Annotated in this window: 20 protein-coding genes; 14 read left to right on the top strand and 6 right to left on the bottom strand. The window is 50.8% G+C overall.

Going from position 1 to position 24766, the window contains the following annotated elements; translation table 11 throughout:
• Positions 1-239 precede the first annotated feature (239 nt).
• Together ABD880_RS08745 and aroC are read left to right on the top strand one after the other, a co-directional pair.
• Positions 240-1670 carry a BatD family protein gene (locus ABD880_RS08745; RefSeq protein ID WP_345164721.1) on the top strand — a complete coding sequence of 477 codons (1431 nt, stop codon included), beginning with the start codon at positions 240-242 and terminating at the stop codon, positions 1668-1670.
• Complete coding sequence (gene aroC, locus ABD880_RS08740) at positions 1667-2749, top strand: chorismate synthase (protein WP_345164720.1); 1083 nt, start codon at positions 1667-1669, stop codon at positions 2747-2749. The genes ABD880_RS08745 and aroC overlap by 4 nt, the downstream gene beginning before the upstream one ends.
• A 164-nt stretch (positions 2750-2913) precedes the next feature.
• Here aroC and ABD880_RS08735 read toward each other — a convergent pair whose 3' ends face one another.
• Positions 2914-4290, bottom strand: a complete 1377-nt coding sequence (locus ABD880_RS08735) for a sodium:proton antiporter (RefSeq protein WP_345164718.1) — start codon at positions 4288-4290, stop codon at positions 2914-2916.
• 195 nt (positions 4291-4485) lie between these two features.
• Here ABD880_RS08735 and ABD880_RS08730 point away from each other — a divergent pair, with 195 nt between their 5' ends.
• Entirely contained in the window at positions 4486-5097 is a 612-nt protein-coding gene (locus ABD880_RS08730; protein WP_345164716.1) for a NifU family protein, read from the top strand.
• A gap of 219 nt (positions 5098-5316) precedes the next feature.
• Here the strand turns inward: ABD880_RS08730 and secDF are convergent, their stop codons facing one another.
• The 5 genes from secDF to ABD880_RS08705 form a co-directional block, all read right to left on the bottom strand.
• A complete protein-coding gene (secDF, locus tag ABD880_RS08725) occupies positions 5317-8301 on the bottom strand; it encodes a protein translocase subunit SecDF (protein WP_345164714.1) in 2985 nt (994 codons plus the stop codon).
• Positions 8302-8461: 160 nt separating this feature from the next.
• Positions 8462-8821: a hypothetical protein gene (locus ABD880_RS08720; RefSeq protein ID WP_345164712.1), complete on the bottom strand. Its 360-nt coding sequence runs from the start codon at positions 8819-8821 to the stop codon at positions 8462-8464.
• Positions 8822-8933: 112 nt separating this feature from the next.
• Entirely contained in the window at positions 8934-9557 is a 624-nt protein-coding gene (locus ABD880_RS08715; protein WP_345164710.1) for a uridine kinase family protein, read from the bottom strand.
• Between the two features lie 76 nt (positions 9558-9633).
• Entirely contained in the window at positions 9634-10230 is a 597-nt protein-coding gene (locus ABD880_RS08710) for a non-canonical purine NTP diphosphatase (RefSeq protein WP_345164708.1), read from the bottom strand.
• A 116-nt stretch (positions 10231-10346) separates the two neighbouring features.
• The gene (locus tag ABD880_RS08705) at positions 10347-10856 is read right to left on the bottom strand and encodes a phosphoribosyltransferase family protein (RefSeq protein ID WP_345164706.1); all 510 of its coding nucleotides are present in this window, start codon (positions 10854-10856) and stop codon (positions 10347-10349) included.
• 186 nt (positions 10857-11042) lie between these two features.
• Between ABD880_RS08705 and ABD880_RS08700 the strand changes: the two genes are divergently transcribed.
• The 11 genes from ABD880_RS08700 to ABD880_RS08650 all read left to right on the top strand — a co-directional run bounded on the left by ABD880_RS08700 (position 11043) and on the right by ABD880_RS08650 (position 24519).
• The gene (locus ABD880_RS08700) at positions 11043-11285 is read left to right on the top strand and encodes a type B 50S ribosomal protein L31 (protein WP_345164704.1); all 243 of its coding nucleotides are present in this window, start codon (positions 11043-11045) and stop codon (positions 11283-11285) included.
• A gap of 70 nt (positions 11286-11355) precedes the next feature.
• On the top strand, positions 11356-12567 hold the full coding sequence (locus tag ABD880_RS08695; RefSeq protein ID WP_345164702.1) for a GlmU family protein: 1212 nt from the start codon (positions 11356-11358) through the stop codon (positions 12565-12567).
• A gap of 692 nt (positions 12568-13259) precedes the next feature.
• A complete protein-coding gene (locus ABD880_RS08690) occupies positions 13260-14384 on the top strand; it encodes a DNA polymerase III subunit (protein ID WP_345164700.1) in 1125 nt (374 codons plus the stop codon).
• A gap of 9 nt (positions 14385-14393) precedes the next feature.
• Positions 14394-15338 carry a hydroxymethylbilane synthase gene (gene hemC, locus ABD880_RS08685; protein ID WP_345164698.1) on the top strand — a complete coding sequence of 315 codons (945 nt, stop codon included), beginning with the start codon at positions 14394-14396 and terminating at the stop codon, positions 15336-15338.
• 44 nt (positions 15339-15382) lie between these two features.
• The gene (locus tag ABD880_RS08680; protein WP_345164696.1) at positions 15383-16006 is read left to right on the top strand and encodes a peptidylprolyl isomerase; all 624 of its coding nucleotides are present in this window, start codon (positions 15383-15385) and stop codon (positions 16004-16006) included.
• A 9-nt stretch (positions 16007-16015) separates the two neighbouring features.
• On the top strand, positions 16016-16918 hold the full coding sequence (locus ABD880_RS08675; protein ID WP_345164694.1) for an SDR family oxidoreductase: 903 nt from the start codon (positions 16016-16018) through the stop codon (positions 16916-16918).
• Positions 16919-17063: 145 nt separating this feature from the next.
• Positions 17064-17525, top strand: a complete 462-nt coding sequence (locus tag ABD880_RS08670) for a DUF2750 domain-containing protein (RefSeq protein WP_345164692.1) — start codon at positions 17064-17066, stop codon at positions 17523-17525.
• A gap of 98 nt (positions 17526-17623) precedes the next feature.
• The gene (locus ABD880_RS08665) at positions 17624-18571 is read left to right on the top strand and encodes a ComEA family DNA-binding protein (RefSeq protein ID WP_345164690.1); all 948 of its coding nucleotides are present in this window, start codon (positions 17624-17626) and stop codon (positions 18569-18571) included.
• Between the two features lie 76 nt (positions 18572-18647).
• Positions 18648-22658 (top strand): AAA domain-containing protein, encoded by a 4011-nt coding sequence (locus ABD880_RS08660; protein ID WP_345164688.1) that lies wholly within the window; start codon positions 18648-18650, stop codon positions 22656-22658.
• Positions 22633-23559, top strand: a complete 927-nt coding sequence (locus ABD880_RS08655) for a hypothetical protein (protein ID WP_345164686.1) — start codon at positions 22633-22635, stop codon at positions 23557-23559. Before ABD880_RS08660 ends, ABD880_RS08655 begins: the two co-directional genes overlap by 26 nt.
• 90 nt (positions 23560-23649) lie before the next feature.
• A complete protein-coding gene (locus ABD880_RS08650) occupies positions 23650-24519 on the top strand; it encodes an SDR family oxidoreductase (RefSeq protein WP_345164684.1) in 870 nt (289 codons plus the stop codon).
• Positions 24520-24766 lie beyond the last annotated feature (247 nt).

Genomic DNA, 24766 nt, shown 5'->3' with positions numbered 1-24766 from the left:
CTCTGGTGAAAAGGGAGGGCCCTTAGATTTTAGGTGCCTTGGCAACCAGATTTCAGCGAGACCTACGGGCTAACCAGCGCATCCGGATTTTGACCGGGCAAACTTTTTTTACAAATCGTGGATTCTTTGAGGTTCTGGCCTCTTTTGCACAGAAAGAGAGGGCACTACGGCAGTATTTCGTATTTTTGAATTCAGGCAAAACAGTAAAGAGCGTTTTTGGCCTGTTTCTGGAGAATTAGATGAAAAAGGCACTGTTACTTGTATGGATGTTATTGCTTTGGGCGGTCACGGGCCTGGCGCAGAGTCTTTCCATTGAGTATGGCCCGGCCGCTATTCCCATAGACCAGTATTTTACCATCTCCGTAAAGGTATCGCCTACCAAGCCTGTCAAGGTAGAAGGCTTTCCAGAGGTAGAGGGTTTGCAGAAAAGCACGCGCCAACTGTCTTCTTCTACCTACAAGACCGGTGAGCAGATTACCGTGGTCTATACGCTCACGCAACGCTACGCCCCTTTAAAAGAAGGCGAGGTGACCGTGAAGCCCTTTACCCTTACCATAGACGGCAAGACGGTATCCGGCAAAGCCTATAAGTTAAAAGTGGGGCCAGCGCAACCCGTCAAGCCCGCGGCAGACACGCTCCTGCCTACAGTTCCCGTGGTAGCACCTGCCCCCGAGTTTGTAGACGTAAAGGAGAACGCCTTTCTTACCTTGCACGTGCCCAAAAAACGCGCCTACGTAGGCGAGAGCGTGCCCGTGTCTCTCTGGTTTTATGTGGCAGACACAGATCTGGGCTTGCTGGACTTCTACCAGTTTGAGACCCAGATCCTAGAAATTGTGCGACAACTAAAGCAGAAAAGCGCTTGGGAAGAAGTGTTGGAGCAGCAGGAGATTCAGCCTGAGAAAATAAAAGTGGGCGACAAGGCCTTTACCCGCTACAAACTGTATGAGGCGGTCTTGTTTCCCATCACGGCACAGGCGCTCAGTTTTCCGGGGGTGCAATTGCAGATGGTCAAGTACAAGGTGGCTAAGAATCCAAGCCTGTTAACCCAAAACCGCCTGCCAGAATATAAAATCTACACATCTGGGGCGCAGACTGTCACGGTACAGGCCTTGCCGCCGCACCCGCTCAGGGACCAGGTGCCGGTGGGCGTGTTCAGGTTACAGGAGCAGCTGTCAAGAGGCACAATTTCCGTGAACCAGAATGCCGTGTACCAGTTTATGATAGCCGGTGAGGGAAGCATAGGCACCATGCCTTCGCCGCAGACCTTATGGGCGTCTAGCGGCATTGAAATCTATCCGCCCGAGGTACGGCAGTATGTGAACAGAGCCAACGGTAAAATAGCCGGTACCAAGACGTTCAGGTATTTTATTGTAGGTCGTCATCCTGGGGCGTACCCCATGCGCACGCTTTTTCAATGGGTGTATTTTAATCCGGTAACCGCCAGGTATGACACGCTTAGGCCTTCCATGACCGTGCGGGTGCGGGGACAAGAAGACCAGAATGCCTCCATCAGGGCACAAAGCGTGGGCGGCTTTTATGACATCATTGCCACTGAAAGCAACAGGATTACCCTGTTGGACCAAATGCAGGAAGCCCGCCGCTACAGTAACATTGCCTTAGGCGTGCTGCTGGTGGTGGCCCTCTTTATATTCATCAAGAAGAACTCATGAGCAACACCTACGGATCCATCTTTAAGATTACCACCTTCGGGGAGTCACACGGGACGGCAGTGGGCGTGGTGGTGGACGGTTGCCCCGCGGGGCTCCCTATTACCCTAGAAGAAATTCAGCAGGCCCTGGACCGGCGCCGGCCAGGACAGTCCAAGATCACTACGCCCCGCGACGAGAAAGACCAGGTGCAGATTCTATCTGGTATTTTCAACGGCCAGACGCAGGGTACGCCCATTGCGCTCACGGTGTTCAACAAGGACCAGGCCAGCCATGACTACTCGCATATTGAGCAAGCCTACCGGCCCTCGCACGCAGACTATACCTACACCGCCAAGTACGGCTCCCGTGACCACCGCGGCGGCGGAAGAAGCTCGGCCCGTGAGACGCTGGCCCGCGTAGCCGCCGGCGTGTTGGCCCAGAAGTTCTTGGCGCAGCAAGGCATTCAAATCACCGCCTATGTCTCACAGGTAGGAAACATCCACGCCCCGGCAGATTACGCGTTGCTGGATTTAACGCAAGTGGACAGCAACATAGTACGTTGCCCGCACCCAGAGACGGCCCAGGCCATGATTCAGCTCATAGAAGAAACCAGAGACAGACTGGATACCGTTGGCGGCGTGGTGACCTGCGTAATCAAGGGCGTGCCGGCAGGCTTGGGAGAACCCGTCTTTGACAAACTGCACGCCGAACTAGGAAAGGCCATGCTCAGCATCAACGCGGTAAAAGGCTTTGAATACGGCAGCGGCTTTGCTGGCGTAAGTATGTACGGCTCTCAGCACAATGACGCTTTTTACACAGATGAAGCCGGCCAAGTGAAAACACGCACCAACCACAGCGGCGGAATTCAAGGGGGCATCTCGAATGGGCAGGACATTTATTTCAGGGTGGCGTTCAAACCGGTGGCTACCATTTTGCAACCGCAGACCAGCATTGACCAGAGCGGGCAGGAAATCCTTCTGGAAGGAAAAGGCCGTCATGACCCGTGCGTATTGCCAAGAGCCGTACCCATTGTAGACGCCATGGCCGCGCTGGTGCTGGCAGACTTTGTCTTGAGACAACGCGCCAATAGATTAGCCTAATATCGTTTTTTGCCTGTTTTGGCTAAAAGAGGCAAAAAACGGTGTCCGGGCGCATCTTTTAATTCGGTTTTCAGTCCTGCGTTCCTTTTAAAACAGTAGTCCCGTTTTTGGCCTGATTTCTAGAAACCAGGCCAAAAACGGGACTACTGCTATGTAGGGTTTATCTACAAAATGACCACCAGCCAGATCAGGAACAGGATGGGTAACAAATACACCAGCGAATATTTGTAGACGTAGGTGAAGAATGGCGGCATCTTGACCCCGGCCTGCTCGGCAATGGCTTTCACCATGAAGTTGGGCCCGTTGCCAATGTAGGTCATGGCGCCAAACAATACCGCGCCAATAGAAATGGCTTCTAAAGACAATAAGGTCTCAGGGGCGTTGCTCAACCCATGGGCAAATTGCTGTACATGGTCCACGCTGCCATAGTTCATGCCGTATTTGGCCATGCCCAGTGACAGGAAGTTGGCGTAGGTGGGGGCATTGTCCAGGACGCCAGACAAGGAGCCCGTAGTCCAGTACAGCATGCTAGGCGTGAGGTAGGCAGAGAATTCTGGGCTAGAAGCCAGCTCGGCAGAAAGCTGTAAAGCCGGCATCATGGTGAAGAAGATCCCGAAGAACAGAAACACTACTTCCAGAATAGGGTCAAAAGAGAAATGGTTACCGTTCAAGGCGGTTCTACTGGCAAACTTATAGCACAGGAACGCGGCCGTCAACTGCACCAGTTCGCGCACAAAAGAAACCTTGATGCCGCCCTCTAAGGGAATGTACGGGAGCCATTCATAGGTAGAAGGGTTCAGGAAGGTGGCGCCAATGATGACGGCCAGCCACAGAATGTTGCGCTTGCCGGTAAAGTAGAATTCGGTTTTGGCCTCCAGGCGGGCCTTCACTTCGGCGCGTGGCTGAAAGACTTCTTTGTTCATTCTGTCTCTCAAGAAGAAGATGGCGCAAAGACCACCCACGGCCATAAACCAAGGCGTTAGTAAATGCTGGAACGTCCAGAAGAAAGGCACGCCTTTCAGGAAGCCAATAAACAAAGGCGGGTCACCCAGCGGCGTGAGCATACCACCGGCGTTGCTCACTATAAAAATGAAGAACACAATCTGGTAAGGCTGTATGCGGTGGTTGTTTAACCTGATGAACGGCCTGATTAACAGGAGAGACGCGCCCGTGGTCCCAATCACGTTGGCCAGACACGCGCCCACAAACAAGATGACCACGTTGATGATGGGCGTGGCATTGGCGTTGGCGTTGATGTAAATTCCGCCGGCGGCTATGTACAAGGCACTTAGTAAGACGGCAAAGGAAGCATATTCCGCCAGGGTCTCGGCGGGCAGGTGGGTATCATGGAGTACGCCCAGATAATAGGCCAGTACCAAGAGTCCTAAGGCCACGGCAATGTATTTGTAGTACTTGTGCCAGAAGTGCGCAAAGAAGATGGGCCCGGTGGCAATCAAGCCAATTAAGAGAACAAAGGGAATGATGAGAAAACCAGGAATGTCATGCGGGGTGACAGACAACAGGACAGAAACGTTAAACATGGATGATGGGCAATGATGGAACAGGTATGGGGGTAAAGTTACGGTTTATGCGGCAAACAGGCAGGCGTTTCTAGGCTGGTTTCAGAAAACATACCGGTCTGGCTTGGGCGTAAAGCAGAACCTATTGTATTTCTACCTAATTTTGGAAACTTAAAGCAAGTGCCTCAGGTTTTTATAACAAAGCAAGATATAGCCATGATTGATAATACAGCCAAAGCGGTTTCTGTGTATGCAGAGGCCAACCCCAATCCAGAGTCCATGAAATTTGTGCTCAACTCTTCTCTTTTGGGAGAAGGGCAGAGCGTAGACTATGCCAACGTAGAGGCCGCCGTGGACTCGCCGTTCGCGCAGGAGCTTTTCAACTTTGAGTACGTGTCCAGAGTGTTCATTGCGAGCAACTTTGTGACCGTGACCAAGAACACCGCAGACCAGTGGCCTACGTTGATCCCTGAGCTGAGAACGTTCATCAAGTCTTACGTAGAGGCGGGCGGCCCAATTTTCATTGGTACCCCGGCGGCTACCAGCGCGGCCACTACAGAACTACCTGCAAACTTGTCCGCTGAAGACGCTGACATCTCGCAGAAGGTGATTGACTTGTTAGAAAACTACGTGCGCCCGGCAGTTGAGCAAGACGGGGGTAACATCACGTTCAAGTCTTACAATGACGGTATTGTAACCGTGAACCTGCAAGGCTCTTGCAGTGGCTGTCCATCAGCTACCGTGACTTTGAAAGCCGGTATCGAGAACCTGTTAAAGCGCATGGTGCCAGAAGTGAAAGAAGTAGTAGCTGAAGGCGTTACCCTGTAAGCTTGACTTTAAGCATATAATAAAGCCCCGGCAGTGATGCCGGGGCTTTTTGTTTGGGTATTGATTCTCCGTTTTTAGCGTGTTTTCTGGAAATCAGGCCAAAAACGGTTGCTGAATTTAATCGACCTTATCTTTGGCCTTTCCTCTAAGCTTAGATTAAACAAAAAGGGGAGCCTGGCAATGTGCTAGGCTCCCCTTTTACTTATGCTGTTGTTGTACTTAAGACACAACCACTGGCTTGGCAGACGTGCTTACGTTCTCTCTGTCAATGTTGGTAGTATCTACTACAATTGGCGTAGCAATGAACAAGGTAGAATACGTACCCGTCAATGATCCAATCAACATGGCAAAGGAGAAGCCTCTCAACGTCTCACCGCCGAAGATGAACAACACAACCACCACCAATAATACCGTTAAGTTGGTAATGATGGTACGGCTGAACGTGCTGTTCAAGGCTGGGTTGACAATGTCTCTGAATTTAAGACGAGGATTTTCTCTGGTGTACTCTCTAATACGGTCAAACACTACCACCGTGTCATTGATAGAATAACCAATGATGGTCAGGATGGAGGCAATGAACACCTGGTCAATCTCAAAAGAGAAACCTAGCAGGTCTGCAATGGCAAAAGCAGAGAACACCACTAACACGTCATGGATCAAGGCGGCTACCCCACCCAAGCTGTACTGCCATCTGCTGAAACGGAAGGCCACGTAGATGAAGATACCGGCAAAGGCCAAGATCACAGAGATCAACGCCGTCTTCTGGATGTCATCTGCCATGGTAGCCCCTACTTTAGAAGAACTCTGTATTTTATGACCTGCATACTGCTGTAAACCAGTCTCCAACGCCGCCTGAACGGTTTCATCTGCCTGAGCAGACTCATCCTCGGCTAGGTAGCTGGTCGTGATTTTTAAGCGGTTGCTGGCGCCAAAGGTTTTAACCTCGGTACCGCTGCCCTTAAACTCATCCAACAAGTTGGTGCGCACGTCAGAGGCGGCTATGGCCGTAGGGAAGTCTACCACGTAAGCGCGGCCTCCTTTAAAGTCAACGCCCAGGTTTAAACCACCGTTGATCACCATGGCCACAATACCCAAGATGATGAAGGCAGAAGAGAACATGTAGGCTTTCTTGCGGTTGCCCAGAATGTCAAACTTGATGTTCTTGAACCAGTTTCTAGAAAGCGGAGTGGCAAAAGAAAGGCTGTCGGCGTTTTTGCCGGCAGACATCCACTCAACCAGAATACGAGAAACGTAAACGGCCGTGAAGAAAGAGGTAGCAATACCAATCATCAACGTGATGGCAAATCCTTTTACTGGACCAGATCCGAAGAAATACAGGATGATACCGGCCAATAACGTGGTTACGTTGGAGTCAAAAATAGAGCTGAACGCTCTGCTGTAACCAAGCTTGATGGCTTCTGGTACGCTTAAGCCGCTGGCTAGTTCTTCTTTGATACGCTCAAAGATAAGTACGTTGGCATCTACAGACATACCCATGGTCAAGACCATACCGGCAATACCAGGCAAGGTCAAGGCAGAGCCAAACTGTGCCAACACTCCAATGATGAAGAAGATGTTAAAGAACAAGGCAATGTTAGCAATCATACCGCCTTTGGCGTAGTAGGCAATCATGAAGATAACCACTAGCGCAAGACCGGCTAAAGAAGAAAGCAAACCTTGGTTGATGGCCTCTTGACCCAAAGAAGGACCTACAATGGCTTCTTCTACAATACGGGTAGGAGCTGGCATTTTACCAGCCTTCAAGATATTGGCCAAATCCTGAGCCTCGTCAATAGTGAAAGAACCAGAGATAGAAGAGTTACCACCGCTGATCTCATTCTGTACCACAGGGGCAGAGTATACATAGTTGTCCAACACAATGGCTACCTGACGACCAATATTATCTGCCGTCAAACGCTGCCATTTCTTAGAACCGGCCACGTTCATGGCCATGTTGATTTCTGGCTGACCCGTTTGGCTGTAATCCTGACGAGCGTCAGCGATGTACTCACCGGTCAAAGGCGCCTTGCCATCACGTCCTTTTTTAACCGCGAAAAGCTCTAGGAACTCAGCACCGTCATTGGCCACGATAGGCTTCACACCCCATAAGAACTTCATGTTCTGCGGGAACAGGGCACGTACTTCTTCCTTGGCAAACAAGGCGTTTACTTTAGCCGTGTCACGTACGTTAGAACCCAAGCCACCCGGAAGCGGCGTGAACAAACGTGCCAACAATGAGCTTTGGTTCGTGTTCAAAGAATCAGTCTTAGCACCAGCTGTGTCAGCTTTGGCCAATTGGTTAGCCAGGGCAGTAGTATCGCCAGAAGCTTTGGCAAGGGCAGTGTCTGCCGGAGCGGCGGCGGCGGCCAGGGTAGAAGCGCCAGATTTAGAAGTGCCCTTCAATTTGTTGGCAGACTCTTCTTTTACCAGGTAATCATTCAACTGCGTGAAATAAGGAGCGAACTCATCTGTGCGCCATACTTCCCAGAACTCCAGGTTGGCAGTTCCTTGCAATAATTTACGAACACGCTCTGGATTGTCTACACCTGGTAATTCAATCTGGATGCGGTTGGTACCTTTCAGTTGCTGAATGTTAGGCTGGTTTACGCCAAACTTGTCAATACGCGTGCGCAGGATGTTAAATGAACGGGCAACGGCATCGTTTACCTCGCGGTTGATCTCTGCTAATACCTGCTGGTCTGTAGAGGCGTAGCTCAAATTGCGGTTGGCGCTGTTGGCAAACAATGAAGACAACTTGGCGTTAGGGGCAATCTCGCGGTAAGAGCGGTAGAACAGGTCTACAAAGTTCTCCTGGCTGTTTACCTGCAGTTTCTGCGCTTGGGCAATGGCTTGCTCAAACGCCGGGTCTTTGCGGTTGCCGGCCATCGCTTTGATGATCTCTACCGGAGAAACCTCCAGCGTTACGTGCATGCCGCCTTTTAAGTCAAGACCAAGTCCTAGCTCGCTTTCTTTGATTTCTTGATAGGTATAATTCTTCATACCTAAGAAGTTGTACACCGGCGTCTTCCAGACAGAGTCCAGATAAGATTGCTTTTTATAGTGGTCTACATTGCCTTTGGCATCAGTGGCAAACGTGGCGGCGTCTTGCTCCACGTTGCGTGACACTAGTGTGAACGATAGGTAGTGCAAGCACAGAAGCGTGACTATCACCGTCAGGAAAATAATAAATCCTTTGTTACGCATGGGTTTTGTAAAATGTATAGAAAAGTATTGATAATGCTAAAGAGGCCTTCAACAGCTTTATGACCAGGTTTTACCAGGACATTTGGGCAGTTGTAAAGCAGAAATCGAAGGGGAACGCCTATTCCATAGCCAGAAAAGCTATGAGTGCGGCAAAGACGCGTTAGGGCGCGTTGGGCGAAATAGGTTGGGTAGCCTGCTGCTGTAGGAAAAAAGTCCAATAGGCCAGCGGCGCCTCAGTTTTAAGTTTCTGGGTTGCTGGTGCTGAAAAGGTAAAAGTAGGAAGTGTATCTGGCTCTGCCAGAACAAGGTCTACAAAAGAGGTAGTGGCCTCAAATGATACTTTCTGCTTGACAATAGTGCCTTCTTGGGTTGTATGCGCCTTAACTGACGTTTTCTCAGTAGAGGCGGCAGACTTGGCAAACGCCGGCAGTACCTGATGGTTTACAGACAATACCAACAGCAGGGCCAAGCTAGTCCATAGCAGGCGCCAATGATGAGATATGTTTTGTCCGGTTTTCATCTGTATAAGCAAAGATATAGGAATCCTGCATAAAACAAAAGCCTCTGCCTTACACCTAGGTAAAGCAGAGGCTTTCAGAAAGAGTTCCGGCGGGGCTGAAAACCGCCTTGGATTATTTGCCTATTTTGGTGTTTAGGTAGGTTACCAGCACTTCTAGGCCTTTGTCAAAATTGCGGTTGTTGGGGATGATCACATCCGCATCGTTCTTAAACGGCTTGATGTATTTCTCATAGGTAGGGGCTACGTGGTGGGTGTAGCGGTACAATACGTCATCCAGGTCATAGCCGCGCTCTACCTTATCCCTGATGATGCGGCGTTGCAGCTTAATGTATTCTTTGGCGTCTATGTACACTTTCAAGTCCAGGAGCTTGGCCACTTCCTCAAAATAGAATACAAAAATGCCTTCTACCACCACAATAGGCGCCGGCTTGAATTCTAGTTGACGCGGAACCACGTTGGGATTGTTGAAGGTGTACTCCTGACGGTGGATAGTCTGGCCTTGGCTTAGCTTAAGGATGTCCTGGGCATAGGCGTGGCTGTCAATAGAGGTGGGCAGGTCAAAGTTGTGAACGCCCTGGTCATCTTTGAACTGCTTGTCACGGTCGTGGTAATAGTTATCCTGTGAGACGAGGCAGATGTCCTCAGGTGCATATGAAGCCAGTAATCTACTCAAGAAGGTGGTTTTTCCTGAGGCGCTCCCTCCCGTAATGCCTACAATGAACGGCTTTTGATGCATAAGTGCAGTTGGTTTACGGGGTGCAAAATTACGTGTTTACACGTACCCCGCCTAACGATGCCCCAAAAGAATTTGCTCAGGTGCCGGTTTGCACGTAGCGGTGGTGTAAGAAAGAAACCAACTGCTTCACCGCACGCGCCCTGTGGCTGATTTCGTTCTTCTGCTCACCAGTCATCTCGGCAAAGGAGAGCGAACTGGTCTCTGGCGCAAAGATGGGGTCGTAGCCAAAACCGTTAGTGCCGCGGGGTGCTTCCAGAATATGGCCTTCCACGATGCCGTCAAAGTAATGTGGTTCGCCGTCTTCCATAATCAAGGCAATTGACGTCCTGAAACGCGCCTTGCGGTTTTCTTTTCCCTTCAGATTGTCCAAGACCTTCTGCATGTTGGCTTGGTTGTCGCGCTCTGGTCCTGCATAGCGGGCAGAATACACGCCTGGCTCTTGGTTTAAGGCTTCTACCTCCAGCCCGGTGTCATCAGCAAAACAAGGCGTCTTGTACTTTTCCCAAACATACTGCGCCTTCTGCAGGGCGTTGCCTTCTAAGGTGTCCTGGTCTTCGGCTAACTCCTCCGTGCAACCCAATTCCTCTAAGCTCACCAACTCAAACGGTGCACCCAGCAAAGACTGTATCTCTTTAAGTTTATAGGCATTGTTAGACGCGAAGCAGATTTTCATGATAATAATGATTAGTGATTAATGACCAATGATTAATAATTTGTAATGACGAATGATGATTGAATAATTGAGAATTAACCTGTTTTCATTAGTCATTATTCATTACTCACTAATCATTACATAAGGTACGCGCCAAAGTTCTCTTCGTCCAACTCTACTTTGATGTGTTCTTTAATAGTAGTAGCCAAGGAATAACCGGTATAGGTAGCCGAAATGGGGTAGAGGGGATGGTGCCGGTCTACCAGCGTGGCTATTTCCAGTTTCTTGCAGTCCTTGTCCAGAAACGCTCTTACTGTATAGGCTAAGGTTTTGCCGGTGTTCAAGACATCATCTACCAGCACCACCACCGTGTCTGTCAAAGATTCTGGGCTGGGGGTGAGGTTAAGCTCATGTTGTAAGGGCTGGGTTTTGTGCAGGCGCACCTCCATCAGTTCAACCGTCAACGGCGAAATCTTTTTCAGTTCCTGTTCCAGGAGTTGGGCCAGGATGTAGCCGTTCTCATACACGCCAGCCAATACCAAGCGCTCTTCCTCAAAATTGCGCTCATAGATTTCATAGGCAATGCGCGTGATTTTCTGAAGGATGGCCTGTCGGTCCAGAATCAGGTTGTCAGTGGTATAGACCATAATCGGCTAAGGCAAGAGTTAAACATGATATATGCAGCCAAATTACTGAAATATTTGCCAATCCGGCCATGTGTGGCGTAAACCAACGCTCTGAAATATTTTAGGTATATAGTTTTAATATGCAGAAGATATTCTTAATTTTGCCACCTGATTCTAGAAATGCGTCTTTAAAAATACAGCAATACAATGAAAAAGGACATTCATCCTGAGTACAGAGAAGTAGTTTTCCAAGATACTTCCTCAGATTTTAAATTCATCACCCGCTCTACCATGAACTCTAACGAGACCATCACCATGGAAGACGGCAAGACTTACCCAGTGGTTAAAGTAGAGGTTTCTTCTGCTTCGCACCCGTTCTACACTGGTAAAAACCTTTTCGTGGATACTGCAGGACGTATTGACAAGTTCAAGCAGCGTTACAAGAAATAAGCGCTTTCTGCGCCCTAACGTATAAAGGTCTTCCTGAAAATATTCGGGAAGACTTTTTTATTTTTGACCTATGAACATCATTCTCTTCGACGATCCCACCCTTAGGGCCAACCTATTGCCGTTCACCTTCACCCGCCCCGTAGCGGAGATACGGGTAGGAATCCAGACTATCTCTGAGAAATGGGCGCATCTCTCCCAAGGACAGGTTTCCTTCCTGACGCAGGACTACCTGCAGCAGAAGTTCGCGCAGAAAATCACTGACGCCAATTTGTATGTGAACGGCGCCTTGTGCCCAACAGACGGTCTGTTCTCCCAGGTACAGGACTTGAAAGAAGGCCAGGCGTTGTACAGCGGCGAAACCTTGTTGGCCATCAACGCCGGCGCTACTTCCTATGCATCTATAGAGGAGTTGTATGCCAACTTCAGCACGGAGAAAATGAACGTGGAAGACGCAGACGTGGTGTTGGTAGAGAATTCATGGGATATTTTTAGAATCAACGGGGCACAGATTAAAGCAGACTTCGCCCGTTTGACCAAAGGCAGAACCAGCCAACCGGTCAACGACGCGCATACCATTGTCTATGCGCCAGAGAATGTCTTCATTGAAGAAGGCGTTAAAATCAAAGCCGCCATTCTCAATGCTGAGGACGGCCCTATCTACCTGGGCAAAAACTCCCAGGTGCACGAAGGTGCTGTGATTAGAGGGCCGTTTGCGCTCTGCGAAGAAAGTACCATCAACATTGGCGGCAAGATGCGCGGCGATACCACCGTAGGGCCACACTGCAAAGTTGGCGGTGAAGTAGGCAACTGCGTGTTCTTCGGGTATTCCAACAAAGGCCATGAAGGTTATCTGGGTAATTCGGTAGTAGGCGAATGGTGCAACTTTGGCGCAGACACCAACAACTCTAACCTCAAGAACAACTACGCCAAGGTAAAACTCTGGCACCACGCCAAAGAGCGCTTCGTGGACACTGGCTTGCAGTTCTGCGGCCTCATGATGGCCGACCATGCCAAGTGCGGCATCAATACCATGTTTAACACCGGCACGGTGGTAGGCGTGGGCGCGAACGTATTTGGCGCGGGCTATCCCAGAAATTTCATTCCATCCTTTTCTTGGGGTGGCGTTACCGGCTATGAGACCTTCCAGCTGCGCAAAGTCTTTGAAGTAGTCCAAGTAGTCCTGGAGCGCCGCGGTTTGACTTTGACTGAGGAAGACAAAAACATTCTCACCCACGTCTTTGAACAAACCAAGCCTTCCCGCAACTGGGAGAAGACGGCTTAAGATATAAGTCACAGTTACAACAGAAACTCCCGTTTTTGGCTTATTTCTCTGGAAACAGGCCAAAAACGGGAGTTTTATTGTGAAACATTCCGCCTGCAGGGCGATGACGGCATTGCAGCCCCTCCAGCAGCAGCCCGCCAGCCCTTGACCGAGGGAAAAGAGACTGGTCAATTTAAGTCTCTTTTCGCGAGGGAGAAAGCAGTGACTCATAAAGTGGCAGTGGCGTAAGCTCACAATGCAACAAGTCACTTCTCACGGTGCACCTCTGTGAGCCCCCGCCCTGTCTGAGCGGTCAGCGAGTTCGGGGGCTCTTGATTCTTTTGGTTACTTTTCTCATCAAGGAGAAAAGTGACAAACCTGAATAGGAAGTATGAAAGAGTAATTAGTAGTGAAGAGTTTGGAGGTAACTGCTCAATGATAGGCCGTATAGGTCGTTGGTGAGAACACCAACAACGGTGGGCGGGATGACCAACTGATGTAAACACCCCTCTGCTGAGCTACGCTCGCTATCTCAAACTCTCGTTTGAATAATCCTCAAGGGGAGAATCCGTGGTTGGCAAAGAGAACTAAGGCAGGAGAAAACCGTTTTTGGCTTGATTTCTGAAAAATAGCCTAAAAACGCCGTCACTCTCTTATCTTTACAATTCATTTGAAAACAAGGCATTCCGCCTAGTTTCTAAACCAAACCCATCGTGCAGTTTTCTCAAATTTACGGCCACCAGGAAACCAAGCAACTGCTGTTGAACTCGGTGCAGGCACAGCACGTGGCCCATGCGCAACTGTTCTTCGGGCCGGAGGGCGGGGCTAACCTGGCCTTGGCGCTGGCCTACGCTCAATACCTCAACTGCGAAACGCCCACGGCAGAAGATTCCTGCGGTACCTGCTCCAGCTGTTCCAAAATCAGCAAGCTCATTCACCCAGACGTTAACTTTGTGATGCCGGTGACCAAGACCAAGGACCAGTCCGAGGCTTTGAGCAAAAACTTCATCAAGCACTGGCGCACGTTTCTGGCCGACAGCCCGTACCAGACACTCAACGACTGGATGCAGTACATCGGCGCCGACAACAAGCAAGGCAACATTGCCCGCGAGGAAAGCCGCGAACTCATCAGAACCACCGCGTTGAAAGCCTTCGAGGCCAAATACAAGGTAGTCATCATCTGGCTACCCGAGCTGTTGCACTCCACCACGGCCAACGCCCTGCTCAAGTTGTTGGAAGAGCCACCAGCCGCGACAGTGTTTTTGTTGGTGAGCAACTCCACGGACAAGGTGCTGACCACCATTCTTTCGCGGACGCAATTGGTGAAAGTGCGCATGTTTACAGAAGAGGAAGTCATCTATTACCTGACAGAACAGCAAAACGTTGACAAGGACACCGCATACCAGGTGGCTCAGTTGGCCGAAGGGAATTTGCAGGCGGCGCGGGTGCTGAGCAAAGAGATGACCTCAGACTACTTCACGTTTTTCCTGAGCTGGATGCGTCTGTGCTACAACCACAAGTTTGACGGCATCATTGAGCAGAGCGAAGATTTCCAGAAGCTGGGCCGCGAGAACCAGAAGAACTTCCTGCAATTTGCCTTGAATTTGTTGCGTAAGGTGTTGTTGTATGGCGTGGACAGTCAGTTGATTACCTTTCTGCCAGCGCCCGAACTGGACTTTGTGCAGAAGTTCTCAAAGCTTATTCACCAGGGCAACGGTGCCCAGCTCTCTGAGCAGATAAATGAGGCGCATTACCACATTGAGCGGAACGCGCATCCCAAGATTACGTTTTTAGATACGTCTATTCAGATTGCGCACTTAATCAGGCCAGTCGCTTAAATAGAACTTATGCAAGCAGATACAAACTCACCCATCATAAGAATCGGGACCCGCGGAAGCCGTCTGGCGCTTTGGCAGGCCCACCACGTAGCCGACACCCTGCGGGCCCACGGCATGGAAGTTGACATTGTCACCATCGCCACCAAAGGCGACTTAGTTTTGGATAAGTCTCTGGACAAAATAGGCGCCAAAGGCGTCTTCACCGAAGAGCTGGAGGAAAGCCTGCGGGATGGCTCTATTGACATTGCCGTGCACAGCGCCAAAGACGTGCAATCCACTATCCCAGATGATTTAGAACTGCTGGCCTTTATGGAGCGCGAGAAAGTGCATGACGTGGTCATTTCGTTTGACCCGCTGTTCAAGTTGGGCGAAGGCCAGCAAGTGGTTGGCACCTCTTCTACGCGCCGCCGCTCCATGCTCAAGCGTTTTTACCCAGACGTAATTACCGCCGAGTGTCGGGGCAACTTGCAAACGCGCATCCAAAAGCTGCAAGACGGTCAGTATGATGCCATTTTGCTAGCGTACGCCGGCGTGGCCCGCATGCAGTATGACCACATGATTGCCCAGCATCTGCCTTTGGATACTTTCATTCCAGCGGCCGGACAGGGAAGCGTAGCCATAGAGTGCGCCAAGACCTTGCCACTAGAGCGGAAACTGAAGTTAAAAGAAGCCTTAGACCATGCCCCAACGCATTCTTGCCTCGCCGCTGAGCGCGCCTATCTGCGCACCATGGAAGGCGGGTGCAGTATCCCGTCCTTCGCGCTGGCTACTTTGGAGGGTGACCAGTTGACCTTGAAAGCGGGTATCATCAGCTTAGACGGCGAAGAATTTATTTTGGAGGAAACCACCGGCGACAGAGAGCAGGCAGAGACCATGGGGGAACAACTAGCCCACGTAGTCTTGAGCCAAGGCGGTGACCGTATTTTGCAGGAGATTCGTGCCGCGAAACAGTAATCCGTTTTTGACCTAATTTCCAGAAATCAGCCTAAAAACAGAATATGTTGAAGAAACTCGTTCTCCTTTTTAGCCTTTGCCTGCTCCTTGCTGTGCAGACGCAGGCCCAGAAAAAAAGCAAGAAAGACTACCTCATCACCATCACCACCCCACAAGGCACCATGCGTTTGGTGCTGTTTGAAGACACGCCCAAGCACCGCGACAACTTCCTGAAGCTGGTGAAGGACAAGTACTATGACGGGACCACGTTTCATCGCATCATCAAGGAGTTCATGATTCAGGGCGGCGACCCGAATACCAAGAACGAAGACCCCAATGATGACGGCGCCGGCAACCCGGGCTACACCATCCCCGCCGAGATTCTGCCGCACCACAAGCACATCTACGGCGCTTTGGCCGCCGCACGTCTAGGCGACAATATGAACCCCAAGAAAGAATCCAGCGGCTCGCAGTTTTACCTGGTGGAGAACCAAGAAGGTGTTCCCTTTTTAGACAATGAATACACCGTGTACGGACAGGTGATTGACGGATTGTCTGTCATCAACAAGATTGCCGACCAAGGGAAAGACTTCCGCGATAGACCTACGGCTGACATTAAAATGACGGTGACGGCCAAGAAGATGAAGAAGAAACAAATCACTAAGCTCTACGGCTACCGTTACGAATAACCACCTACTATGAAAACCATTCTCATTACCGGCTCTAACGGGCTCTTAGGCCAGAAACTGGTAGACCTGTTGCACACAGAAGCATCGGTGAAGATTATCGCTTCTTCCAGGGGGCAGAACAAGCTGGCAGAAATTTACCCGCAGGTAGCATTTGTGGCCATGGACGTGACCAACGCCGAGCAGGTGGAAGAAGTCATTGCCGAAACTCAGCCCACGCACATCATCCACACCGCGGCCATGACCAACGTAGATGACTGCGAAAGTCAGCGCGACGAGTGCTGGAAGCAAAACGTGGAGGCAGTGGAGAACCTAGTGAAGGCCAGCGAGCGCCACGGCGTGCACCTCATCCACGTCTCCACGGACTTTATCTTTGACGGCGAAAATGGTCCTTACACTGAGGAAGCCGAAGGCAGTCCAGTCAATTTCTACGGCGAGAGCAAACTGGCCGCTGAGGAACTGGTCAAGCAAGCCGCTTGCAAATGGGCCATTCTGCGCACGGTGCTGGTATTTGGCATTGTGCATGACTACGGCCGTTCCAACATTGTGCTATGGGTGAAAGGAAGTCTGGAGCAAGGCAAGCAGATTAAGGTAGTCAACGACCAACTGCGCACGCCCACCCTAGCTGAGGATTTAGCACAGGGCTGTTGGCTGGCCGCCAAGTATGACGCGCAGGGCATCTTCAACATCTCCGGCGAAGAACTGCTCACGCCCCACCAAATGGCCCTGCAAGTAGCCGATTATTTCAACCTTGACAAGAGCTTGATTGAAGAAGTGGACGGCACGCTCTTTGCGCAACCAGCCAAACGTCCGCCGCGCACAGGTTTTGACATCACCAAAGCCAAGACCCAACTCGGCTACAAACCGCATTCCTTCAAAGAAAGCATTGCCATTGTGGCGGGTCAGATTCAATAGAATCATTGTATGAGTTTTTAGAAATCGTTTTTGGCTTATTTTATGAAAACAAGGCAAAAACGACTATAGCGTATAGACCTTACGAGTGTTTAGAACTTGTAAGGTCTTTTACTTTTAGGGCAAAATCAGCAGAAATCTTAAAAAAATGAAAATGATACAGGATTCAATAGTTGTCAGACAAAGACACGAGCGGTTCATTAAGAAGATTTGTGAAATGGAAACCGTAATTGGGCTTGAGAGCGAGGACGGGTTTGCTACGTCAAGTTCAAATAATTACGAAGATGAAAACAAGAACCCAATTTCAATGATTTGTTTTTGGTCAGAAAAAGCATTGGCAAGAGCATGTTCCAAAGATGGATGGAAAAACTATACGCCAACAGAGATACCTCTTTCAGAGTTTTTGGAAAATTGGTGTGTAGGCATGGACAACGACGGATTGCTATTAGGTACAAACTTCGACCAAAATATGTTTGGCCATGAAATTGAACCATTGGACCTTATACTTGAAATAACGGCAGAATTAAAAAGCTCTGGCAAGAAACTCGAATTACAAAAGTTTGAGAATATAGAAGACCTAGAGAAGCAAGTAAAAGCTATCTTGGAATAAAGCCTGCCACCAAAAAGAAGTGACACTCTTGGGAGCTATGCATACTTTGGGGGCTAAACGCGGAGGAAAACAATTCCAAGATTTTCCGTAATAGGCCTATGCTCAACCGTTTGCTCCGCCAGATACGCGACTACTTCAACTTCTCGCAACGCGAGCTCAACGGTTTTCTCATTCTCATCTTGGCCATGGCGGTCTTCATTGCCGCACCTTTCTTGCTGTATCAAGAAGATGAACCCTATGACCCCACCACTGACCAAAAGATATTAGACAGTCTGGTAGTACAACTAGATACCAAAGCCACCAATGTAGCCGCAGAAAGAGCCAACCGCTACCACAAAAAGCCCATCAAACTCTACCGCTTCAATCCCAACCAACTCAACGTGGCGCAATGGCAGGAACTGGGACTGAATAAATACATCGCGCAGCGCATTCTGAACTACCGCGCCAAAGCCGGCGACTTCAAAAGCAAAGCACAACTGCAGAAGATTTACGGCCTGCCTGACTCGCTCTTCCAGCTGTGGTACCAGTACATTAATTTGCCTGATGAAAGCGCTGGCTATGCTAAAAAAGCAGGTGAAACGTTTTCGGGCTCTTTCCCAGAAAACAGGTCAAAAACGGAGTATGCGCGCAAACGCTGGGAACTGCAACCTTTTGACTTGAACTCAGCAGATACCACTCAACTCAAACAGATAAGAGGCATCGGGAGCAAGCTGTCGCAGCGCATCGTCAAGTTCAGGGACAAGATGGGAGGGTTCCATTCGGTGAACCAGGTGGCAGAAGTGTATGGCTTGGCGCCGGCAGTGATAGACAGCGTGCGCAAATACACCTTCATTGCGCAGGGCGCCGGGCCGCAGAAACTCAATTTGAACACCGCCACGTTTGACCAGCTTCGTCAGCATCCCTACATTGGTTTTAACCTGGCCAAAGCCATCATCAATTACCGCACTCAGCACGGCGCCTACGGCAGTGTGGAGGACCTGCGCAAAATCAAATTGATTGACGAGGCGGCCTTTCAGAAAATGCAACCGTACTTATCGGTGCAATAAGGACGTTGCCCTAGGGCCATTGCAATTCTGACCACAGGCACCGTTCTTTATACTCACCTTACTTGCGCCACCTACTATGAACCACGCCACGTCTCTGCCCAACCTGCTCAAACAGTACCAACGCCGCCTGCTTAACTTAAGCGGTTCTAACCGGTCCCTGGTGTTGCTCAGGCCGTCGGTGAGTCTGCATCTGGATGTGCATGCGCTGGACCATGCGCATAAGGGACCGTCGTTTGAGTATGTGGAGGCCTTGTTGGCGGGTAAAGAGAAGATTGCCTTGTGCGAGGTAGCCGATGGGCGTGATGCGGCCTTGGCGCCTTTGAATAAGCAACTGAAGACCATCCAGCGGCGGGCGCACATGATTTGGGAAGAGCGCGGCGCGAAGGAGTTGTTTGTGGGCTGGCCCTTCGTGGAAGGCGCGTTCCCAGACGGAACCTTGGTGCGCTGTCCCTTGCTGTTTTTTCCGGTGGAATTGCAGGTGAATGAGAAGCGCCAATGGCAACTTGTACGCCCCGAAGACCAGCCGCCTTTCTTCAACAAAAGCTTTCTGCTGGCCTACGCGCATTACCTCAACGTGCCCGTAGACGAAGCGCTTATGGAACTGGATCTAGATGATTTTCCCGCGGACAGCCAAGCCTATAGAACCAAACTGTACGAGACGCTCAAGGAAAGCAACATAGACCTCAACTATAACCAGGAGTTGTTCACCAACGTCCTGCAAGCCTTCAAAACCTACAAGCGCGAAGACCTGGAGAAAACCTGGAAGCCGGGGCAACTCAAACTTCAGCCCGAGGCCGTTTTGGGCATCTTCCCGCAGGCCGGTTCTTATCAGCTAACGGATTACGAGGAGCTACTGGAAAATCCGCCGGCAGAATCCTTAGAGGAACTGCTCCTGCCCCAGACCGAGGTGAATCCCGCCATCGCCGCCCTGGAACAGCAATTATTCACCGCCTTTGACGCAGACGCCTCGCAGGAAGCGGCGCTCAAGCAGGTGAAGTCGGGGCAGAGTGTGGTGGTGCAGGGACCGCCGGGCACCGGTAAATCTCAGCTTATATGCAATCTGGTGTCTGATTATTTGGCGCGCGGAAAAACAGTGTTGGTGGTTTGTCAGAAACGCGCGGCTTTGGATGTGGTGTACCATAGATTGTCCACACAAGGCTTGGACAAGTTCGCGGCGTTGGTGCATGATTTGAACTTGGACCGTGGCTTGGTCTTCAATAAAATACGTCAGCAGATAGAGCAAGTAGACGAATACCAGCGCCAGGATAAAACGCTGGGCAACGTGCACGCCGAGCGGCAGTTTCTGGAAGTGAGCCGCCGCATCAACCAAATCTCTGAACGGCTCAACTCTTTGAAAGAAGCCCTGTTTGACACCAGTGTCTGCGGCTGGAGCGTGAAGGAATTATACCTCAGGAGTAACCTGCGCGCGCCGCAACTGCCCTTGGAGAACAACTATCTGCCATTCACCGCGCAAACCTGGCAAGAGGAGCGCCCGCGTCTGATGCACTATTTGCAGGACGCCGTGACCCTGCAAGCGCCAGATTTCCCGTGGAACGAGCGAAGGAGTTTCCAACACCATACCTGGAACGAGCGGCAAAAACTTCTGCAATTATTAACGGAAATCCCGGCGGCGGTGCAGGAGAACTCCAAAGCGTTAGCACTGCTACTTCCCGCCCAAGCCGAGCCTTGGGATGCCTTACAGGCTTTACTTCAAGAGCTTTCCGCTTTGCAGATCCTTCAACATGACCTACAGGATAAAACCGTTTTTAGGCTGTTTTTCGGGAATTTGGGCAAAAACACCAACCAGCGCGAGGCGGAGCAACTGGTAACTAAACTACAGCAACAGACCAAGGCCACCACGGTGCAACTGTCTGCCATAGAAGCCGAGCAATTGCGGCGCTTGCTACAGAGTCATGATGAGGCGCAGGCAGGGTTCTTCGGGAAGATAAAGTGGCAGTTTGCGCAGGAGCGTAAGCAATTACAAGCCTTCGCGGAGCAAAAGAAAATAACCCACGCAGACACCGCCACGGAGCAGATGCGCACGGCTTTACATAACTATGATGCCTTGCAAACGCAGTGGAAGAATCTACAATCGCAGGAACCAACACTAGAGATTCCGCAGGAGCTGTTTTCATCCCAAGCGAATACAGAATTAACCGCTTTGCAGAAGGCCTGGGAACTGCGCGGGCAACTCCAGCAACTGGTGGCCTACGACGTTTTGCCAGAAGAGGTGTTGCAGATGCGAGCCGAGCGTTTTCAGGCTGTTTTCTCAGAATCACTGCCAAAACTCAAACTGCTGGAAACTATACAGAACGAATGGGAGAAATGGCTCACCGAAGGCCAAATTGAACAGCTGGCCGTGGACCCGTCGGCGGTTACGCGCCTTTCCCATAGCCTGGCAGAAAACTTCGACCGGCTGGTGGCTTATGATACCTTGCTGGCTTCGTTTTCTCCTGAGTTGAAGGCTTGGTTAACGCAACTGCGGCAAGCAGTGCCAGAAGGGGTAGAGGCACAGTTACGGGCCATGGAGAACAGCATATACCTGGCCTGGATTCAGCACATTGAAGCCAAGTTTCCGGTATTGACCATGGTAAGCACCGGCGAACTGGAACGTTTGGAAGTGGAGTTGCAAGAAGCCATTCAGCACAAAGCAGAACTGAGTAGGCAGATTATCTTGCTCAACCTACGCGAGCAGACCTACAAAAACATGGAGTTCAACCGCCTTGGCAACCCGGTCACGTACCGTAGGTTGCTCACGCAGGTAAGCAAGAAGCGGCAACTGTACCCATTGCGCAAACTGCAGGCGCAGTTTGGCGAAGAAGTGTTGCGACTGTTACCTTGCTGGCTGGCCTCCCCTGAGACCGTGTCGGCGCTGTTTCCCTTGGCGCGCGTGTTTGATTTGGTGATTTTTGACGAGGCTTCGCAGTGTTTCGCCGAAGTGGGAATCCCGGCCATGATGCGCGGCAAGCAGGCCGTCATTGCGGGTGATGAGCAACAATTAGGACCTTCTGATTTGTACCGCGTGCGCTTTGGCGGCGAGGAAGACGAGGCCGAAGAACTGGTGGTGGAATCCCTGTTGCAATTGAGCGCCCTGCATCTGCCGCAGACCCTGCTCACCGAGCATTACCGCAGCCAATACCCAGAACTCATTCAATTCTCCAACCAGCATTTCTACCGCCATAAACTACAACTCATTCCCAAGCAGGAGGCCATGAACAGCACCCAGCCTGCCTTGCAGTTCTTGAAAGTGGACGGTTTGTGGCAAGACCAGACCAACCGGCCAGAAGCAGAGCGCGTGCGGGATTTGGTGTTTGAGTTAATAGCCCAGGGCGAGACCGATATTGGGGTCATTACCTTCAACTTCCCACAGCAGCAACTGGTGCAGGACTTGCTGGAGGAGCAGGCCATGGCGCAGAACATGCAACTACCCGAGGCGCTCATCATCAAAAACATTGAGAACATCCAGGGCGACGAGCGGCAGTTCATCATCTTCTCCATTGGGTATGCGCCCGACGTGAACGGCGTAGTGCGGGCACAATTTGGGAGTTTGAACGCGGCCAAAGGCGAGAACCGCCTCAACGTGGCCATCACGCGTGCCATCAAACGCGTGTACGTGGTGAGCAGTCTGTGGCCGGAGCAATTCCCGGTAGAGAACGTCAAGCACGCTGGCCCCAAGCTCTTGCGGGATTATCTGGCCTTTGCCAAGCATGTCAGTGAGAATGGATTCACGCCTCAGCCAGCGCCGGTTGGGCAAGTGCCGTCCTCCGCATTATTATACCCGGCAATTTTGGCCTCTTTTGACCAAAACAGCCCAAAAACGGAGGTTCAGGCAGAACTTCCGTTCGCAGACCTTACTTTCCGAAACGAGGGGCGCTATCAAGCCGTACTACTCACCGACGACGACTTGTATTTCAGACGCCCATCCGCCAAAGCCACGCACGCTGACATGCCCTCCCGGCTAAGCGCAAGAGGCTGGCGATTTGGCACCGTGTACAGTCGTCAGTTCTGGAGCCAGCCTGAACAGGTGTGGCAGAAACTAAACGACTTGAGTACCCAACAACATGACCTTAAAAGACAAAGCTCTTGAATTGACCGTGGGCTTGTGCCTATTGGTGGTAGTGGCCTGTGATTCTGGCAACGCTAAAAAAGAAGCGAAGGCAGAAAACGGTTTCGCGCAAGAAGACAAGAAGAAAGATAAGAATCCGGCTACGGATGGCTTTACGGTCAACACCAGTTATGACCTGACTGAGGTGAGCAAGATGGGCAAGAAAACCGTGCCTGAAAGCTCTGGCCTGGAAGCCTCTGGTGATGGTAATTTCTGGACGCACCCAGATGCGGGCAACGAGCCGGTCCTATATAAAATCAACCTGTCTGGTGACTTGCTAGAAACCATGGTGGTAGAAGGCGCCGACAACAATGACTGGGAAGACGTGGCCCGCGGCCAGGACGGTTTTCTGTACATCGGGGACATGGGCAACAATGACAACCTGCGCGAAGATTTGCAGATTTTAAAAGTTGACGAGAAAGCTAAAAAAGTAGTAGGCACCATTCCGTTTAAATATGCAGATCAAACGGAGTTTCCGCCGGCCAAGCAAGACCTTAACTTTGACGTGGAAGGTTTCTTGATGCACAACAACGCGTTCTATTTGTTTACTAAAAACAGAGGCAAGGGCAACGATTGGGTGAAGCTTTATAAAGTGAACAATCAGCCGGGCGCTAAGCAGAACGTGGCTCCTTTAGACAGCATAGAAATTAAAACCAAAATTACGGCGGCAGACATCTCGCCAGATGGTAAGCGCATTGCCTTGCTAGGCGAAGAATGGGTGTATTTGTTTGACATCACCAGCCCAGAGCAAGTGTTCAAAGGCACCAAACACCAGATTAAAATTGACAAAACCGGTCAGGCCGAAGGCTTGATTTTTACGAGCAACACAGACATGCTCATTAGCAATGAGAAGGGGCGGCTTTTTCAGTTAAAGGCTAAATAGGCGTCACGTAATTTAGAAATGAAGATGTTATAAAACAGGCAAGGCGCTAAGTAGATTTCTGCTTAGCGCTTCTGCTTTCAATCTATTGTTATGGAACCAAGAATCTTAGTAACCGGTGCTACCGGCACCGTGGGCAATGAAACTGTAAAGGCGCTGTCTTCTATGGGCGCGCACGTGCGGGCCGGCATTAGGTCGGTGGTAAAAGGAGAAAACCTCAAACGCCTGCCCGGGGTAGAGGTGGTAGAAATTGACTTTGCCCGGCCCAACACCCTGGCGGCGGCTTTTACAGGCATAGACACCGCCTTTTTGATTACTCCCTTTGACGAGCACCAAGTAGACATGGCCAAACAGTTGATTGACGCTGCCCAGAAAGCTGGCGTACGGCACGTGGTCAGACTGTCGGCGAGTGGGGCAGAGGCAGAGCCGGGCATCCAACTGGGCAGATGGCACCGAGAGGCAGAACGGTACCTAGAAGCCGCCGAGCTGAACTACACCCACCTGCGGCCTGCGTCTTTCATGCAGAATTTTGTGAACATGCATGCGCAGACCATTATTCAGGAGAATGCTTTTTACCTGCCGCTGGGGCAGGGCCGCGTGACCTACATAGACGCCCGAGACATTGGCGCTGTGGCAGCTGAGATTCTGCTCCGGCCCGAAGGACACGATGGTATGGCCTATACCCTCACCGGGCCAGAAGCCTTGTCGGGCGAGGAGGTAGCGGCTATCTTGTCACAAGCCACCGGCAGAACCATCTCTTATGTAGACGTGCCAGAAGACGCCGCCAGAAACGCCATGCAACAACAAGGCCTACCTACCTGGATGATTGACAGTCTTCTAGAGTTGAACAGCATCTGCCGCGCCAACTGCGCCTCTGGCACTACCAACACGGTAGAAGAAATCATTGGCCGCCCACCCCATACGTTTGAGGCGTTCGCACAGGCCTACAAGGAGTGCTTTTAAAGTAGTAGCCAGTGTTTACCTGGTTTGCAAAATCCGTTTTCGGGCTGTTTTCTCTAAAACAGCCCGAAAACGGATTTTGCTTTTTGCCCACTTTAAATTTAGTCTGTCCTTTATCGGCTTATTCCAGCAAAACGCTCTTAAGGGGAGGTGATTGGCAGAGGGAGAAGAGCCTCAGTCACCACTTTATAAGCCAACAGAAAATAAAAATGGGAAAACTATTGCGCAACTAAATGGTTGCGTTTATATT

The organism is Nibribacter koreensis (assembly GCF_039541795.1).
GTDB lineage: Bacteria > Bacteroidota > Bacteroidia > Cytophagales > Hymenobacteraceae > Nibribacter > Nibribacter koreensis.
Note: the sequence above shows the minus strand (reverse complement) of the source record. Positions and strands in the feature narration are given on the sequence as shown.

Coding starts and splice junctions, on each gene's coding strand:
- ABD880_RS08700 (WP_345164704.1), top strand. CDS start 11,043: ATGAAAAAGGACATTCATCCTGAGTACAGAGAAGTAGTTTTCCAAGAT.
- ABD880_RS08720 (WP_345164712.1), bottom strand. CDS start 8,821: ATGAAAACCGGACAAAACATATCTCATCATTGGCGCCTGCTATGGACT.
- hemC (WP_345164698.1), top strand. CDS start 14,394: ATGCAAGCAGATACAAACTCACCCATCATAAGAATCGGGACCCGCGGA.
- ABD880_RS08675 (WP_345164694.1), top strand. CDS start 16,016: ATGAAAACCATTCTCATTACCGGCTCTAACGGGCTCTTAGGCCAGAAA.
- ABD880_RS08745 (WP_345164721.1), top strand. CDS start 240: ATGAAAAAGGCACTGTTACTTGTATGGATGTTATTGCTTTGGGCGGTC.
- aroC (WP_345164720.1), top strand. CDS start 1,667: ATGAGCAACACCTACGGATCCATCTTTAAGATTACCACCTTCGGGGAG.
- ABD880_RS08660 (WP_345164688.1), top strand. CDS start 18,648: ATGAACCACGCCACGTCTCTGCCCAACCTGCTCAAACAGTACCAACGC.
- ABD880_RS08710 (WP_345164708.1), bottom strand. CDS start 10,230: ATGAAAATCTGCTTCGCGTCTAACAATGCCTATAAACTTAAAGAGATA.
- ABD880_RS08670 (WP_345164692.1), top strand. CDS start 17,064: ATGAAAATGATACAGGATTCAATAGTTGTCAGACAAAGACACGAGCGG.
- ABD880_RS08705 (WP_345164706.1), bottom strand. CDS start 10,856: ATGGTCTATACCACTGACAACCTGATTCTGGACCGACAGGCCATCCTT.
- secDF (WP_345164714.1), bottom strand. CDS start 8,301: ATGCGTAACAAAGGATTTATTATTTTCCTGACGGTGATAGTCACGCTT.
- ABD880_RS08655 (WP_345164686.1), top strand. CDS start 22,633: ATGACCTTAAAAGACAAAGCTCTTGAATTGACCGTGGGCTTGTGCCTA.
- ABD880_RS08680 (WP_345164696.1), top strand. CDS start 15,383: ATGTTGAAGAAACTCGTTCTCCTTTTTAGCCTTTGCCTGCTCCTTGCT.
- ABD880_RS08665 (WP_345164690.1), top strand. CDS start 17,624: ATGCTCAACCGTTTGCTCCGCCAGATACGCGACTACTTCAACTTCTCG.
- ABD880_RS08650 (WP_345164684.1), top strand. CDS start 23,650: ATGGAACCAAGAATCTTAGTAACCGGTGCTACCGGCACCGTGGGCAAT.
- ABD880_RS08715 (WP_345164710.1), bottom strand. CDS start 9,557: ATGCATCAAAAGCCGTTCATTGTAGGCATTACGGGAGGGAGCGCCTCA.
- ABD880_RS08695 (WP_345164702.1), top strand. CDS start 11,356: ATGAACATCATTCTCTTCGACGATCCCACCCTTAGGGCCAACCTATTG.
- ABD880_RS08730 (WP_345164716.1), top strand. CDS start 4,486: ATGATTGATAATACAGCCAAAGCGGTTTCTGTGTATGCAGAGGCCAAC.
- ABD880_RS08735 (WP_345164718.1), bottom strand. CDS start 4,290: ATGTTTAACGTTTCTGTCCTGTTGTCTGTCACCCCGCATGACATTCCT.